Source organism: Nonomuraea harbinensis (assembly GCF_019396385.1).
Lineage (GTDB): Bacteria > Actinomycetota > Actinomycetes > Streptosporangiales > Streptosporangiaceae > Nonomuraea > Nonomuraea ferruginea.
In genome coordinates, this window is the sequence record NZ_JAHKRN010000003.1 from 287019 (window position 1) to 302319 (window position 15301).

At 71.6% G+C, this 15301-nt stretch carries 11 protein-coding genes; 10 read left to right on the plus strand and 1 reads right to left on the minus strand.

Annotation, left to right across the window (positions count from 1 at the left end; genetic code table 11):
- Positions 1-3 precede the first annotated feature (3 nt).
- From trpA to KME79_RS04845, 7 genes are all read left to right on the plus strand, one after another.
- Positions 4-804: a tryptophan synthase subunit alpha gene (gene trpA / locus KME79_RS04815; RefSeq protein ID WP_148032627.1), complete on the plus strand. Its 801-nt coding sequence runs from the start codon at positions 4-6 to the stop codon at positions 802-804.
- A 217-nt stretch (positions 805-1021) separates the two neighbouring features.
- Positions 1022-1582: a DoxX family protein gene (locus KME79_RS04820; RefSeq protein ID WP_261808664.1), complete on the plus strand. Its 561-nt coding sequence runs from the start codon at positions 1022-1024 to the stop codon at positions 1580-1582.
- Positions 1548-2300, plus strand: coding sequence for a thioredoxin domain-containing protein (locus KME79_RS04825; RefSeq protein ID WP_148032626.1), 753 nt, complete (start codon positions 1548-1550; stop codon positions 2298-2300). Before KME79_RS04820 ends, KME79_RS04825 begins: the two co-directional genes overlap by 35 nt.
- Positions 2301-2326: 26 nt before the next feature.
- A complete protein-coding gene (gene lgt / locus KME79_RS04830; protein WP_219543446.1) occupies positions 2327-3382 on the plus strand; it encodes a prolipoprotein diacylglyceryl transferase in 1056 nt (351 codons plus the stop codon).
- The gene (locus tag KME79_RS04835) at positions 3379-4083 is read left to right on the plus strand and encodes a VIT1/CCC1 transporter family protein (RefSeq protein WP_219543447.1); all 705 of its coding nucleotides are present in this window, start codon (positions 3379-3381) and stop codon (positions 4081-4083) included. Before lgt ends, KME79_RS04835 begins: the two co-directional genes overlap by 4 nt.
- Positions 4080-4901 (plus strand): hypothetical protein, encoded by an 822-nt coding sequence (locus tag KME79_RS04840; protein WP_219543448.1) that lies wholly within the window; start codon positions 4080-4082, stop codon positions 4899-4901. The genes KME79_RS04835 and KME79_RS04840 overlap by 4 nt, the downstream gene beginning before the upstream one ends.
- Positions 4902-4986: 85 nt before the next feature.
- A complete protein-coding gene (locus tag KME79_RS04845; RefSeq protein ID WP_148032622.1) occupies positions 4987-5580 on the plus strand; it encodes a hypothetical protein in 594 nt (197 codons plus the stop codon).
- Between the two features lie 99 nt (positions 5581-5679).
- On the opposite strand, the gene KME79_RS46140 is transcribed toward KME79_RS04845, so the two are convergent.
- Positions 5680-7308, minus strand: coding sequence for a bis-aminopropyl spermidine synthase family protein (locus KME79_RS46140; protein ID WP_281429284.1), 1629 nt, complete (start codon positions 7306-7308; stop codon positions 5680-5682).
- 195 nt (positions 7309-7503) lie between these two features.
- Here KME79_RS46140 and gltB point away from each other — a divergent pair, with 195 nt between their 5' ends.
- From gltB to KME79_RS04865, 3 genes are all read left to right on the plus strand, one after another.
- Complete coding sequence (gene gltB, locus KME79_RS04855; protein ID WP_219543449.1) at positions 7504-12036, plus strand: glutamate synthase large subunit; 4533 nt, start codon at positions 7504-7506, stop codon at positions 12034-12036.
- Between the two features lie 12 nt (positions 12037-12048).
- The gene (locus tag KME79_RS04860; protein WP_219543450.1) at positions 12049-13527 is read left to right on the plus strand and encodes a glutamate synthase subunit beta; all 1479 of its coding nucleotides are present in this window, start codon (positions 12049-12051) and stop codon (positions 13525-13527) included.
- A 144-nt stretch (positions 13528-13671) separates the two neighbouring features.
- Positions 13672-15294, plus strand: a complete 1623-nt coding sequence (locus KME79_RS04865) for a S8 family peptidase (RefSeq protein ID WP_219543451.1) — start codon at positions 13672-13674, stop codon at positions 15292-15294.
- The last annotated feature ends 7 nt before the right edge of the window (positions 15295-15301 follow it).

The window sequence follows — 15301 nt, forward strand, 5'->3', positions numbered from 1 at the left end:
CCAATGACGACTCTTCAGACGGTGTTCGCCAAGGCCAAGGCGGACAACAGGGCCGCCCTCGTCGCCTACCTGCCCGCGGGCTTCCCGACCAAGGACGGCGCCGTCGCCGCCGCCGCGGCCCTGGTCGAGGCCGGCTGCGACGTCATCGAGATCGGCCTGCCCTACTCCGACCCGCTGATGGACGGCCCGACCATCCAGGACGCGGTGCACCGCGCCCTGGTCAACGGCACCCGCATCGCCGACGTCCTGCGCACCGTCGAGGGCGTGGCGGCCACCGGCGCGGCCACGCTCGTGATGACGTACTGGAACCCGATCGACCGCTACGGCGCCGACCGGTTCGCCCGCGACCTGGCCAACGCCGGCGGCGTCGGCACCATCACGCCCGACCTGACCCCCGAGGAGTCGGGGCCGTGGCGCGAGGCGTCCGCCGACGCAGGCATCGACACCGTGTTCCTGGTCGCGCCCAGCTCGACCGACGAGCGCATCGCGGCGGTCGCCGCCTGCTGCACCGGGTTCGTCTACGCCGCCTCGCTCATGGGCGTCACGGGCGCCAGGGAGTCGGTCAACGTCGCCGCCGAGGGCCTCGTGGAGCGCACCCGCGCCCACACCGACCTGCCCGTGTGCGTCGGTCTCGGCGTCGGCACCGGCGCGCAGGCGGCCGAGGTCGCCCGCTACGCCGACGGCGTCATCGTCGGCTCCGCCTTCATCCGCCGGCTCCTGGACGCGCCCGACGAGGCCGCGGGCCGCGCCTCGATCCAGAAGCTGGCCCGTGACATGGCCGAGGGAGTCCGCGCCCGCGGCTGACCCGGCCCGCGAGCCCCCCGGGAGGTCCCGGGGGGCTTCGCCTTGTCACGCGCCTTGTCACGCGCCTTGTCACGCGCCTTGTCACGCGCCTTGTCACGCGCCTTGTCCCGTGCGACCTGCGGCAATCGGCGCTTAGCCGAGTCTTATCGGCAGCGTGATCAGATAGATCCAAGGTACTGTGCGCTTTCCCGGTACACAGCGGAAGAGGAGATGGCCCGTGAACGCGTCGGAGGCGTCACGCAACGCCAGATCAGCGATACCCTGGGTGACGACCGCCGCCCGGCTGGTCCTCGGCGGGGTGCTGATCGTGGCCGGTGGGCTCAAGATAGGCAACCCGTCCGAGTCGGTCGTGGCGGTCAGAGCGTACGAGCTGCTGCCCGACGCGGTGGCCACGACGGTCGGCTACGGCCTGCCGATCGTGGAGATCGTGGTCGGCGTGTTGCTGATCATCGGGCTCATGACCAGGGTGGCCGCCGTGGTCGCCGCGCTGCTCATGCTGGCCTTCGTCTTCGGCATAGCCTGGGCGTGGGCCCACGGGCTGCGCATCGACTGCGGCTGCTTCGGCGGCGGCGGTCAGCTCGGGGCCGGGCAGGAGCCGACGTACCTCATCGACATCCTGCGCGACTTCGGCTTCGTGCTGCTGGGCGTCTGGATCGTGCGATTCCCGCCCGGGCGCGTCGCGCTCGACCGGCCGCTGGGCCTGGCGGGGCTGGAGCATCCGATCGGAGAAGAGGAGAACGGCGATGGGCAAGGGCGACCGGGCGAAGTCGGCGCGTGAGAAGATCGAGCAGCAGCGCGCAGCCGACCGCGTGCGGGAGCGGCGCAAGAAGCTCGTCACCTACGTGACGGCCGGCGTGGTCGCGCTGGCCGCCGTCGGCGCCGGGTGGTGGTACGCGGCCAGCAGGTCGCAGTCCGAGCAGGCCGGCGAGGCGCTGGCGCCGATCACCGTGAACGCCGAGGGCGCCGTGGTGATGGCCAAGGAGGGCGTGACCCAGCCGGTGATCGACATCTACGAGGACTTCCAGTGTCCCGCCTGCCGCGAGCTGGAGCGGGTCAGCGGCGCCACGTTCAAGAACCTCGCCGCCGAGGGCCTGGCCAAGGTCGTCTACCACCCGATCACGATCTTCTCCCAGGAGCCGACCAAGTCCAACTCGGTGCGGGCCGGGGCCGCCTCCCGCTGCGTGCCCGACGGCCCGCAGTGGATGGCCTTCCACGACACGCTCTTCGAGCACCAGCCCAGCGAGGTCGGTGAGGGCTTCAAGCTCGACGAGATGGTCGAGTGGGGCAAGGACGCCGGCATCACCGACCCCGCCTTCGAGACCTGCGTCACGTCCCAGACCTACGCCAAGGCCCAGCTCGACTACAGCAAGAAGATCGGCGACGAGCAGAAGATCCAGGGCACCCCGACGGTGAAGCTCAACGGCACCGAGCTCGACAGCAGTGTCGCGTTCTCGCCTCAGGAGCTGCGCGAAACCGTCACCGAGGCCGCCAAGTAGCGCGGCGTCCGCTACCCTCACCTGACATGCTCCTAGCCTCGATTCCCAGCCCCTCCCAGGGGGTCTGGTATCTCGGAATCATCCCGATCAGGGCCTACGCGCTCTGCATCGTGCTCGGCGTGGTCGTCGCCGTCTGGCTGGGCGAGCGCCGCTGGCGCGCTCGCGGCGGCGAGAAGGGCACGATCATCGACATCGCCGTGCCGGCGGTGATCTTCGGCCTGATCGGCGGCCGCCTCTACCACGTCATCACCGACTGGCAGACCTACTTCGGCAGCCGCGCGATCAAGGAGCCCATCCAGGCCCTGTTCATCTGGGAGGGCGGGCTCGGCATCTGGGGCGCGGTCGCGCTGGGCGCCGTCGGCGTCTGGCTGGCGTGCCGCCGGCGCGGCCTGTCCCTGAGCGCCGTCGCCGACACGGTCGCGCCAGGCATCGCCTTCGCCCAGGCGATCGGCCGCTGGGGCAACTGGTTCAACCAGGAGCTGTACGGCTCGCCGACGACGCTGCCGTGGGGCCTGGAGATCGACATGCAGCACGGCGGCGAGCCCGGCGTGCTCTACCACCCGACGTTCCTGTACGAGTCGCTGTGGAACGTCGCGCTCGGCTTCGCCCTGATCTACGCGGGCAAGCGGTTCTCGCTGCGCCACGGGCGGCTGTTCGCCCTCTACGTCGCCGGTTACACGCTGGGCAGGTTCTGGATCGAGGGGCTGCGCATCGACCCCGTCGGCGGCGTCGACCACGCCGTCGAGTTCCTCGGACTGCGCATCAACCAGTACACCGCCATCGCGCTGTTCGTCGGCGCCCTCGTCTACTTCTGGGTCACCAGGAACAAGACCTCCGAGGAGGTCGTCGTCGCGCGGCCGGACGCCGCTGCCGACGCCACTGCCGACGCCGCTGCCGACGCCACTGCCGACTCCGCTGCCGACGCCACTGCCGACTCCACTGCGGACGACGACGCCGATCCGGCGCACCGGCCCGATCAGGCCGACCCCGATGACGACCCCGCCACCGAGGAGGCCTCCGGCGCGGACCGGGCTCCCGGACAGGACTCCGAAGCCGTACCCGAGGAGAAGAACAGCCGATGAGCGAGCGCGCGGAGGCTCACCACCAGCACCGCGACGTCGCCGGCGGCTGGCTGCGGCCGTCCGTGTTCGGCGCCATGGACGGCCTGGTGTCCAACTTCGCGCTCATCGCCGGGGTCGCGGGCGGCACCGGCGATCCCGGGATCATCGCGCTCGCGGGCGTCGCCGGGCTGGCGGCGGGCGCGTTCTCCATGGCGGGCGGCGAGTACGTCTCGGTCGCCAGCCAGCGGGAGCTGGCCCTGCGGGAGATCAAGGTGGAGGCGCGCGAGCTCGCCCACCACCCCGACGAGGAGCTGGAGGAGCTGGCCCGGTCCTTCACCGACCGGGGCGTCGATCCCGCGCTCGCCGCCGAGGTGGCCAGGCAGCTCTCCCGCGACCCCGAGCAGGCGCTGGAGCTCCACACCCGCAACGAGCTCGGCATGACTCCCCGTGACCTGCCCAAGCCCAAGGTGGCGGCCGTCTCGTCGTTCCTGTCGTTCGGGCTGGGAGCAGCCCTGCCGCTGCTGCCCTACCTGTTCGGCGCCGTGGAGCTGTGGGTGTCGGCGGTGGTGTCGTGCCTGGCCCTGTTCGGCGCGGGCGCGATCGTGTCCGCCGTGACGGCCCGCAGCTGGTGGTATTCCGGGCTGCGGCAGCTCGTCGTCGGCAGCGTCGCCGCCGCGCTGACGTTCGCCCTCGGCCACGCGATCGAAGGAGCGACGCTGTGACCGGCCCGCAGCGCAGCCGCAGGCGCCGCCGGACCCGGCCGCCCCGGTCCGACTGGCAGTTCCCGCTCCTCACCGACTGGGGGGTCCGGCCCGAGCGGCAGAAGCTCCTCGTCATCGTCACCTCGTCGATCGCCGTCCTCGCCGCCGCGGTCGCGCTCGTCGTCGTGGTGGCCTCACTCGGCTCCTACACGCCCGAGAGCCGGACGGGCGCCGCCATCGCGCAGACGAGCTCCGCGCTGCCGCAGACCTTCCACGGCTGGGCCTCGCCCAAGCTGTTCGAGCCGATCTCCGACCGCGCCGAGGACGCCAAGCCGCTCACCGCGAAGGAGGTCTTCGCCCAGAAGACGCTCACCGGGGAGAAGAAGCTCAGGCTCCGGCTGGTCGCCAGCAAGATCGAGGCCGACTGCTCGGCCGCCCTGTGGGGGGAGGCGCTGATCGAGCAGGTGTCCGCCGCCGAGTGCAGCCAGGCCGCCCGCGGCCTCTACACCAGCGCCGACGGCCGCTACGTCGGCCAGTACACCCTGCTCAACCTGCGCGACGGGCAGGCCGCGGCCGAGCTGGTCGAGTCGCTCAAGACCCTCTACCGGGGAGGCTGGACGCTCCCCCTGGAGAGCGCCAAGGCCGCCTTCCCCGGCAGCGGCTACACCGAGGCGGGCGGCTACGCCCTCGGCCACTACGTCGGGCTGGTGTGGATCGGCCGGGCCGACGGCGCCGAGCCCACGGCCAAGGACGACTACGTGTCGCTGGCCCTGACCCTGCGCGGCGCCGAGAAGCCCGTCTACCAGCGCGTCGTGGCGATCACCGGGCCGGGGTCCTGATGGTGTACGCTCCCACGCGCTCGTCCGGTTACCGAGGAGGCCGCTCGTCCGCAGCGGCAGGTTGTTGGCGTCACAGGGGGACTAGATGCCGGTCCGACTCGTCATCGCGCTGGTGTCGGCCGCGCTCGCCGTCGTCGCGGCGGGCGCGTGGCTGTGGCTGGGACGGGACGCGCCCCGGCCCGCCGCGCTGCGCACCCAGCCCACGTCCGCCCTGTACGCGCTCGTCGACACCCGCCAGGCCGACACCCGTCCGCTGACGGCGGCCGAGGTCTTCACCGGCGCCACGCAGACCCTCGGAGCGCTGCGGCGCGAGGCCGTCGAGGAGCTCGACGACTGCGCGGACGCGCTGTGGGGGGTCGAGGCTGACGGGTGCACGCAGGCGTTGCGTGCCACGTACCGGGGGGAGGGGATGGCGGGGCAGTTCGTCATCTTCAACCTCCCGGACGGGCGGGCCGCCGACGCGCTGGTGTCCGCCCTGCGCACGGACGGGTTCGTCCGGCAGGCGCTCCCGTTCGACCCGGCCCGCAGCCGTGCCGAGGTCCGCGCGCTGGGGCACTACGTGACGGTCAGCTGGGCGGGTGTCCTGGAGGGCGCCGCGGAGGGCGATCTCGTGCAGCCTCTGATCGCCCTCGACGGGCTGAGCGCCGTCGTCCAGTCGCGCGTCCTCGACGCCACGTGAGCGGGGTTTCTCTCGGGCGGTGCGTGACCAGCCGTAGTGCGTGAAAATCTTCAACCCCTTTTGGGGAACCCCCTCGGGTGAGGCGCCGTCATGCGTGCCTTACGGCCCGCTGTTCCCGCCGTGGGGATTCGAAACGCCGCTGTCCCCGTCGGCGGGGAGGGAGCGGAGGGTGGTGCCGATGGCGGAGGGGAGGGTGGTGAGGCGGTGGAGTGGGGCGTCCAGGGGGGTGAGGTCGCCGGCCCAGGGGGCCGCCTCGCGGATCAGGGCGCGGGCCTCGTTCTTGGTGAGGGTGACGTCGTGGGTGGCGGCTACCGCGATGAGGGCCTCGCGCCAGGTGTTGGCCAGTTTGGCGTGGCCGCTGTCGAGGATGCGGCGCAGGATCTGGGCCTGCGGGGCCTCGGGGCGGGGGCGGCGGGTCGCGGTGAGCATGGCGCCGGACTCGGTGAAGCTGTAGACGGGGTCGAGCGCTGAGGGGATGTCGTAGGGGCCCGCCAGGTGGACCTCGACGTGCGGGGCGCGGGTGGCCAGCAGGAGGCGGGGGAGGGCGGCCTCCAGGCCCGGGGGGACGGCTATCGCGACCCTCTCCACCGAGGCCGCGTACGGTTTGCCCAGCCAGGTCGCCAGCTTGACCCGGGGCTGGGGGAGGGTGGCGGGCCATTCGCCTACCAGCAGATCGGCCTCGCCCGCGGACGAGAGGCGGGTGGCGGACTCGGCCATGCTCGCGGGGGTCGGGCGGGGCTCCGCATGGCCGGGAGCGGGCGCCGGGCCGGACTCGACCGATTGGGGGCCGTGGGTGTAGATGGCGGTGGTGAGCTGGGAGAGGCGGGAGCGCACGGCGGGGGCGGTCTTGGTGGTGGGGCGCAGGATGTAGAGGTCGGCGGCGGAGCCGATCGCCTCTGCCCCGAAATATCTGTTGAAATCTGGGTAAATCGCTTCAAACGCCACGTTCAACGCCGACAGGGCGTTCTGCACCTTCAGCGCCAGCGCCGGGGTCCGCTCGCTCGCCCCGTACGCCAGCAGGACGCGCCCGTTCTCCGTCAGGCCCTCCAGCGCGCGGGCCACGAACAGGCCGACGCCCTCCGGGGTGTACGGGGGGTCGGTGACGGCCAGGTCGTGGTCGCGGGCCGACGCGGGCAGGCCCAGCCGCAGGTCGGCCCAGCGGGTGTGGATCCCCAGCCGCTGCTCGTCGATGTAGGCCAGGATGCGGTCGTCGACGTCCACCACGGTCACGTCGGTCTCCGGGTGCACCAGCTTGACCGCGACCGAGGTCAGGTCATGGTCGCCGACACACAGCAGTCGCGCGCCCGGGAGCCAGAAACGGGCCCCGAGCAGCAGCGCCCGGCGCAGGACCGTCTCGGGCGTGGCCGGCACGTGGTCGAGCGCGTGGCGGGGCCGCGGCGCCTTGGCCACCAGCTCGCGCAGCCGCTCCAGCGCGGGCTCGTAGTGCGCGACCAGGTGCTGGACCGGGTCCTCCGGAGGCGGCGCGAGCGCCAGCAGGTCCTGGAAGTCCGGCCAGTGCGCCGGCGGCAGCCGGAACCGGTCTCCCTCCCGCTCCGTCCGCAGCTCGCGCAGCAGCTCCTCGACGGTGCGCCGGGACGTCGCGGTCTCCCTGACCAGATCGGCCAGGGACCACCAGCGGCCGTCGCAGAGCAGGGTCAGCGCGTGCCTCAGCCGCCTGCTGTCCACCCCTGCCGCGCCGAGCAGGCGCTCCACCCCGTCACGCTCCATACGGCCACCCTATCGATCCGCCGGGCCAAGATCCGAGCCGCTGACCTCGGATAAGTGCGACATGTTTCGTAAAACGGACGCGATGGGCACCATTCCGGCAGCGTGCGGTAACCTCTACACACGATATGCAGCAGGGCCAACGTCGTCCCCGCCTGTAAGCAGTTCCAGACAGACGATGACGACGGGAGGGATGCAATGCCTGCTGCCCACCTCGGGTTCCCCGAGCCCCAGGGCCTCTACCACCCCGCCAACGAGCATGACGCCTGTGGTGTCGCCATGGTCGCCGACGTCGCAGGACGCCGGGGGCACGGGATCGTGGTCAAGGCGCTGACGGCGCTGTGCAATCTGGATCATCGGGGGGCCAAGGGTAGCGAGCCGGACACCGGCGACGGAGCCGGGATCCTCACCCAGATCCCCGACGCTTTCTACCGCGCGACCACCGGCTTCCCGCTGCCCCCCGCCGGGCAGTACGCCACCGGCATCGCGTTCCTGCCCATCGACGAGCAGGCGCGGGCCATCGCCACCGGCATGATCGAGGAGATCGCCGCCGAGGAGGGCCTCACCGTCCTCGGGTGGCGCGACGTGCCGGTCGACCGCGCGCTGCCCGGGCCGAGCGCCCGCGCGGTCATGCCGTACTTCAAGCAGCTCTTCGTGTCCTCGCCGGGCGGCGAGGCCGGGCTCGGCCTCGACAGGCTCGCGTTCTGCCTGCGCAAGCGGGCCGAGCACGAGGTGGACGTCTACTTCCCGTCCCTGTCGGCGCGTACGGTCGTCTACAAGGGCATGCTCACCCCCGAGCAGGTCGAGCCGTTCTTCCCCGACCTGTCCGACGAGCGTTACGAGAGCGCGATCGCGCTGGTCCACTCGCGGTTCTCCACCAACACGTTCCCGAGCTGGCCGCTCGCGCATCCGTACCGCTACATCGCGCACAACGGTGAGATCAACACCGTCAAGGGCAACCGCAACTGGATGCGCGCCCGCGAGGCCATGCTCCAGTCGGACCTGATCCCGGGCGACCTGGCGCGGCTCTTCCCGATCTGCGACCCCGACGCGAGCGACACCGCCTCCTTCGACGAGGTGCTGGAGCTGCTCCACATCGGCGGCCGGAGCCTGCCGCACGCGGTGCTCATGATGATCCCTGAGGCGTGGGAGAACCACACCGAGATGGATCCCGCGCGCCGCGCCTTCTACGAGTTCCACTCCTCCCTGATGGAGGCGTGGGACGGCCCGGCGTCGATCACGTTCACCGACGGCACGCTCGCCGGCGCCGTGCTCGACCGCAACGGCCTGCGCCCCGGCCGCTTCTGGGTGACGGCCGACGGGCTCGTCGTGCTCGCCTCCGAGGCGGGGGTCCTCGATTTCGAGCCCGGGGACGTGGTCCGCAAGGGCCGCCTGCAGCCCGGCCGGATGTTCCTCATCGACACCGCCCGCGGCAAGATCATCGAGGACGACGAGATCAAGGCCGAGCTCGCCGCCGCGCTCCCGTACGAGGACTGGCTGCACGCCGGGCTGGTCAGGTTCGAGGAGCTGCCCGCGCGCGAGCGCTGGGTCGTGTCGGAGACGCGCGAGGTCGACAGCCCCAGCCACGAGGCGCTCGTCAAGCGGCAGCAGACCTTCGGCTACACCGAGGAGGAGCTGCGCGTCATCCTCACCCCGATGGCCCGCACCGGCATCGAGCCGATCGGCTCCATGGGCACCGACACCCCCGTGGCGGTGCTCAGCGAGAAGCCCAGGCTGCTGTTCGACTACTTCAGCCAGCTGTTCGCGCAGGTGACGAACCCGCCGCTTGACGCCATCCGCGAGGAGCTGGTGACCAGCCTGGCCAGTACGCTCGGCCCCGAGGGCAACCTGCTCGACCCCGGGCCGACGTCGTGCCGCCAGCTCGTGCTGCCGTACCCGGTGATCGACAACGACGAGCTCGCCAAGATCATCCACATCAACGACGAGCACGACCTGCCGGGCTTCCACCCGCACGTCGTCTCCGGCCTCTACGAGGTCGCGGGCGGCGGCGAGGCCCTGCTGCACCGCCTCGACGAGATCCGGGCCGAGGTCTCTCAGGCCATCGCCGACGGCGCCCGGATCATCGTGCTGTCCGACCGCGGCTCCGGCGAGGCGCTCGCGCCCATCCCGTCGCTGCTGCTCACCGGCGCGGTGCACCACCACCTGATCCAGGAGAAGACCCGCACCAAGATCGGCCTGGTGATCGAGACAGGCGAGGCCCGCGAGTGCCACCACATGGCGCTGCTCATCGGCTACGGCGCCGGCGCGGTCAACCCCTATCTCGCCATCGAGACCGTCGAGGACCTGGTCGACAGCGGAACGCTCAAGGTCGACAAGCGCAAGGCCGTACGCAACCTGATCAAGGCGTACGGCAAGGGCGTCATCAAGGTCATGTCCAAGATGGGCGTGTCGACCGTGGCCTCCTACACCGGCGCGCAGATCTTCGAGGCGCTCGGCCTGAGCCAGGAGGTCATCGACTCCTGCTTCACCGGCACCACCTCGCGGCTCGGCGGCGTCGGCTTCGATGTGCTGGCCAGGGAGGCCGCCGAGCGTCACGCGCACGCGTACCCGAGGGCGGCGAACGCGCACCGCCGGCTCCAGGTCGGCGGCGAGTACCAGTGGCGGCGCGAGGGCGAGCCCCACCTGTTCAACCCCGAGACCGTCTTCAAGCTGCAGCACGCCACCCGGACCCGCCGCTACGAGATCTTCAAGGAGTACACCGGCATGGTGGACTCCCAGGCGGAGCGGCTGATGACCCTGCGCGGCCTGTTCAAGCTGCGCGCGGGCACCCCGATCCCGATCGAGGAGGTCGAGCCCGTCTCGGAGATCGTCAAGCGGTTCTCCACGGGCGCGATGTCGTACGGCTCGATCTCGATGGAGGCGCACGAGACGCTCGCCATCGCGATGAACCGGCTGGGCGGCAAGTCCAACACCGGCGAGGGCGGCGAGGATCCCGAGCGGCTCTACGACCCGGCCCGCCGGTCGGCGATCAAGCAGGTGGCCTCCGGCCGGTTCGGCGTCACCTCCGAATACCTGGTGAACGCCGACGACCTGCAGATCAAGATGGCCCAGGGCGCCAAGCCCGGCGAGGGCGGCCAGTTGCCCGGCCACAAGGTCTACCCGTGGATCGCCAAGACGCGCCACTCCACGCCCGGCGTCGGCCTCATCTCGCCGCCGCCGCACCACGACATCTACTCGATCGAGGACCTCGCCCAGCTCATCCACGACCTGAAGAACGCCAACCCGGCGTCCAGGGTCCACGTGAAGCTGGTGGCCGAGGTCGGCGTCGGCACGGTCGCGGCCGGGGTGTCGAAGGCGCACGCCGACGTGGTGCTGATCTCCGGCCACGACGGCGGCACCGGCGCGTCCCCGCTGACCAGCCTCAAGCACGCGGGCGCGCCGTGGGAGCTGGGCCTGGCAGAGACGCAGCAGACGCTGCTGCTCAACAACCTGCGCGACCGCATCGTGGTGCAGGTCGACGGCCAGCTCAAGACCGGCCGCGACGTGGTCATCGCCGCCCTGCTGGGCGCCGAGGAGTACGGTTTCGCCACCGCGCCCCTCGTGGTCAGCGGCTGCGTGATGATGCGGGTCTGCCACCTCGACACCTGCCCGGTGGGCGTGGCCACGCAGAACCCCGAGCTGCGCAGGCGGTTCAGCGGCAAGCCCGAGTTCGTGGTCAACTTCTTCGAGTTCATCGCCGAGGAGATCCGCGAGTACCTCGCCGAGCTGGGCTTCCGCTCGCTCGACGAGGCCATCGGGCACGTGGAGATGCTCGACACCACGGCGGCCGAGGACCACTGGAAGGCGAGCGGGCTCGACCTGTCGCCGATCCTGCACCGGCCCGACCTGCCCGCGAGCACCGCGCTGCGCCGGGTCACCGGCCAGGACCACGGCCTCGACCACGCGCTGGACAACACGCTCATCCAGCTCGCCGAGGGCGCGCTCCGCGACGGCACCCCGGTCACGCTCGACCTGCCGATCCGCAACGTGAACCGCACGGTCGGCACCATGCTGGGCTATGAGGTCACCAAGCGTCACGGCGGCGAGGGCCTGCCCGACAACACGATCGACATCTCCTTCACCGGCTCGGCGGGCAACTCGTTCGGCGCGTTCGTGCCCCGCGGCATCACGCTGCGGCTCACCGGCGACGCCAACGACTACCTCGGCAAGGGCCTGTCCGGCGGTCGCGTCACGCTGCGCCCGCACGAGGAGGCGCCGCTCGACGGTCACATCATTTCTGGAAATGTCGCCCTGTACGGTGCCACGTCCGGAGAAGTGTTCATCCGGGGCGTCGTCGGCGAACGGTTCTGCGTGCGCAACTCCGGCGCGACCGCCGTCGTCGAAGGCGTCGGCGACCACGGCTGCGAGTACATGACCGGCGGCAGGGTGGTCGTGCTCGGCCCCACCGGGCGCAACTTCGCGGCCGGCATGTCCGGCGGCGTCGCCTACCTGCTCGACCTCAAGGCCGAGCGGGTCAACCGCGAGATGGTCGCCATCGAGGCGCTCACCGGCGAGGACGCCGAGTTCCTCAAGGAGACCGTCGAGAAGCACTTCGCCGAGACCGGCTCCCCGGCGGCCAAGCAGCTGCTGGCCGACTGGGACTCCGCGCTCACCCGGTTCGGCAAGATCATGCCGACCGACTACCGGCGGGTCCTGGAGGCCGCGGAGGCCGCCCGCATCGAAGGCAGGGACATCGACGAGGCCGTCATGGCGGCTGCGGTTCAGGGATAGGGAGGCGTACCGATGGCTGACCCCAAGGGGTTCCTCACGCACGAGCGGGAGCTGCCGGCGCGCCGCCCCGTCGACGTCCGCATCGGCGACTGGCAGGAGGTCTATCAGGACTTCCCGTCCGGCAAGCTGACCAAGCAGGCGGCCCGCTGCATGGACTGCGGCATCCCGTTCTGCCACAACGGCTGCCCGCTGGGCAACCTCATCCCGGAGTGGAACGACCTCGTCCACCGCACCGACTGGCGCGAGGCGATCGAGCGGCTGCACGCCACCAACAACTTTCCGGAGTTCACCGGCAGGCTCTGCCCGGCTCCGTGCGAGGCGGCGTGCGTGCTCGGCATCAACGCCGACCCGGTGGCGATCAAGCGGGTCGAGGTCGAGATCATCGACCGGGCGTTCGCCGAGGGCTGGGTCACCCCGCAGCCGCCGCAGCGCAAGACCGGCAAGCGGGTGGCCGTGGTCGGCTCCGGCCCGGCCGGGCTGGCCGCCGCCCAGCAGCTCACCCGCGCCGGTCACGACGTGGTGGTGTACGAGCGGGCCGACCGCGTCGGCGGGCTGCTGCGCTACGGCATCCCCGAGTTCAAGATGGAGAAGCGCCACATCGACCGCCGCCTGGCGCAGATGCGGGCCGAGGGCACCGAGTTCCGCACCGGCGTCAACGTCGGCCTCGACGTCACCGCCGCCGAGCTGCGCGAGCAGTACGACGCGGTGGTGCTGTCCGGCGGCGCGACCGCGTGGCGCGACCTGCCGGTGGCGGGCCGCGAGCTCAAGGGCGTCCATCAGGCGATGGAGTATCTGCCGCTGTCCAACAAGGTGCAGGAGGGCGACTTCGCGGTCTCCCCGATCTCCGCCGAGGGCAAGCACGTCGTGGTCATCGGCGGCGGCGACACCGGCGCCGACTGCATCGGCACCGCCATCCGGCAGGGCGCCGCGTCCGTCACCCAGCTGGAGATCATGCCGCGGCCGCCCGAGACCCGGGCCGCCGGGCAGCCGTGGCCGACCTTCCCGATCCTGTTCAAGATGGAGAGCGCCCACGAGGAGCTCGCCGAGCAGGGCGGGCAGCGGGTGTACGCGGTCTCCACCACGGAGTTCGTCGGCGACGCCGACGGCAACGTGAAGGCGCTGCGGCTGGTGGAGGTCGAGGGCCCGCAGTCGGGCTTCAAGCCGATTCCCGGCACCGAGCGGGAGATCCCGGCCGAGCTGGTCACGCTCTCCATGGGCTTCGTCGGCCCGGAGCGGGGCCCGCTGCTGCGGGACCTGGCCGAGCTGGGCGGCGACGGCTTCTACGACGCCCGCGGCAACGTCGCGCGCGACAAGACCTACATGTCCAAGGTCGACGGCGTGTTCGTGGCCGGCGACATGGGCCGCGGCCAGTCGCTCATCGTCTGGGCCATCGCCGAGGGCCGCGCCGCCGCCAGCGGCGTCGACCGGTTCCTGACCGGTGACACGGCGCTGCCCTACCCGATCCTGCCGACGGCCCGCCCGCTGGTCTGACCTGCGCTGGAACGAAACGCCCGCCCGGCCCCTTCCCGGGCGGGCGTTTCGTGTCCCGGCTCGTCCCCGTATCCGGCGGGTTGCATCAGTTGCCGCAGGTCGGGAAGATGCACATTCTGGAGAAGTACGGATGATAGGGGAGAAATGAGGCGTGTTGCCCCGGTCCTCGCGGCGCTGTCGGCGACAGCCGCGCTGACCGCCTGCTCCCCGGTCACCCCCGCGGCCGCGGCCGCCGCCGACTACCTCGTCTTCTACGCCGACGGCCGCCGGGCCGACGCGCTCACCGCCGTGCGGAAGGCCGACGGCACCGTCACCCACACCGAGACCAAGCTCGGCTACCTGATCGCGCAGGGCTCCGGCGAGCGCTTCGCCGAGACCGTCGGCGCCGACCCCGCCGTCGTCGGCGTCTCCGGCGACAGGGCCATCGGCCGCACCTCCGCGACCGCCGCCAGGGCGTTCCCCGACGGGTCGGCCTTCGGCGAGAAGGGCTCCGCCGAGAAGAGCGACCCGCTCAGCGGCCTTCAGTGGGACATGCGGATGATCGGCGCCGACCGCGCCAACGAGAAGGCGCCCGGCACGAAGAAGGTCCTCGTCGGCGTCATCGACACCGGCATCGACGGCAACCACCCCGACATCGCGCCCAACTTCAACCGCGGGCTCAGCCGCAACTTCGTCACCGACCGGCCCAAGGACGAGAACGGCGAGAACCTCGACGGCCCCTGCGAGGCCGCGGACTGCAAGGACCCCGTCGACCAGGACGACGAAGGCCACGGGACGCACGTCGCCAGCACCATCGCCGCGCCGATCAACGGCATCGGCATCGCCGGGGTGGCCCCCGGGGTGCAACTCGTCAACATCCGGGCCGGCCAGGACTCCGGCTTCTTCTTCCTCAAGGCCAGCCTCGACGCCCTCACCTACGCCGGCGACATCGGCGTCGACGTGGTCAACATGAGCTACTACGTCGACCCGTGGCTGTTCAACTGCCGGGCGAACCCGTCCGACAGCAAGAAGGAGCAGCTCGAACAGCGCGCCATCATCACCGGCATGCAGCGCGCCCTCGACTACGCCAGGAAGAAGGGCGTCACCCTCGTCTCCGCGCTCGGCAACGGCGCCACCGACCTCGGCCGGCCGAAGGTCGACAACGACAGCCCCGGCTACCCGCGCGGCGATGAGAAGATCCGCAGGATCGACAACAGCTGCCTCAACGTCCCCGCCGAGTCGGAAGGCGTCATCTCGGTCGCCTCGGTCGGCCCGTCCGGCCGCAAGGCCATCTACAGCGACTACGGGACGGAACAGGCGGACGTCGCCGCGCCCGGCGGCGACGCGCTCGACGGCAAGGGCGCCTCCCCGACCCGCTCCATCCTCGCCGCCGCCCCCGAGAAGGCGCTGCGCGCCAAGGGCCGCATCGGCGCCGACGGCAAGCCCAAGGGCCAGGACGTCGTACGCGACTGCGCCCGCGGCACCTGCGCCTACTACCAGTATCTCGACGGCACCTCCATGGCCGCCCCGCACGCCACCGGCGTGGCCGCCATCATCATCAGCCGCTTCGGCAAGCCGGGGCCGGGCGGCGTCACCCTCGCGCCGGACACCGTCGAGGAGTACCTGTACAAGACCGCGACGCCGACGGCGTGCCCCGTCCCGCGCGCGTACGTCTACGACGTGTACGGGGAGAAGACCACCCATGTGTGCGAGGGCGGCCCGGACAAGAACGGCTTCTACGGCCACGGCATCGTCAACGCCCTGGAGGCGGCCACCTTCGAACCATGACGGCGAC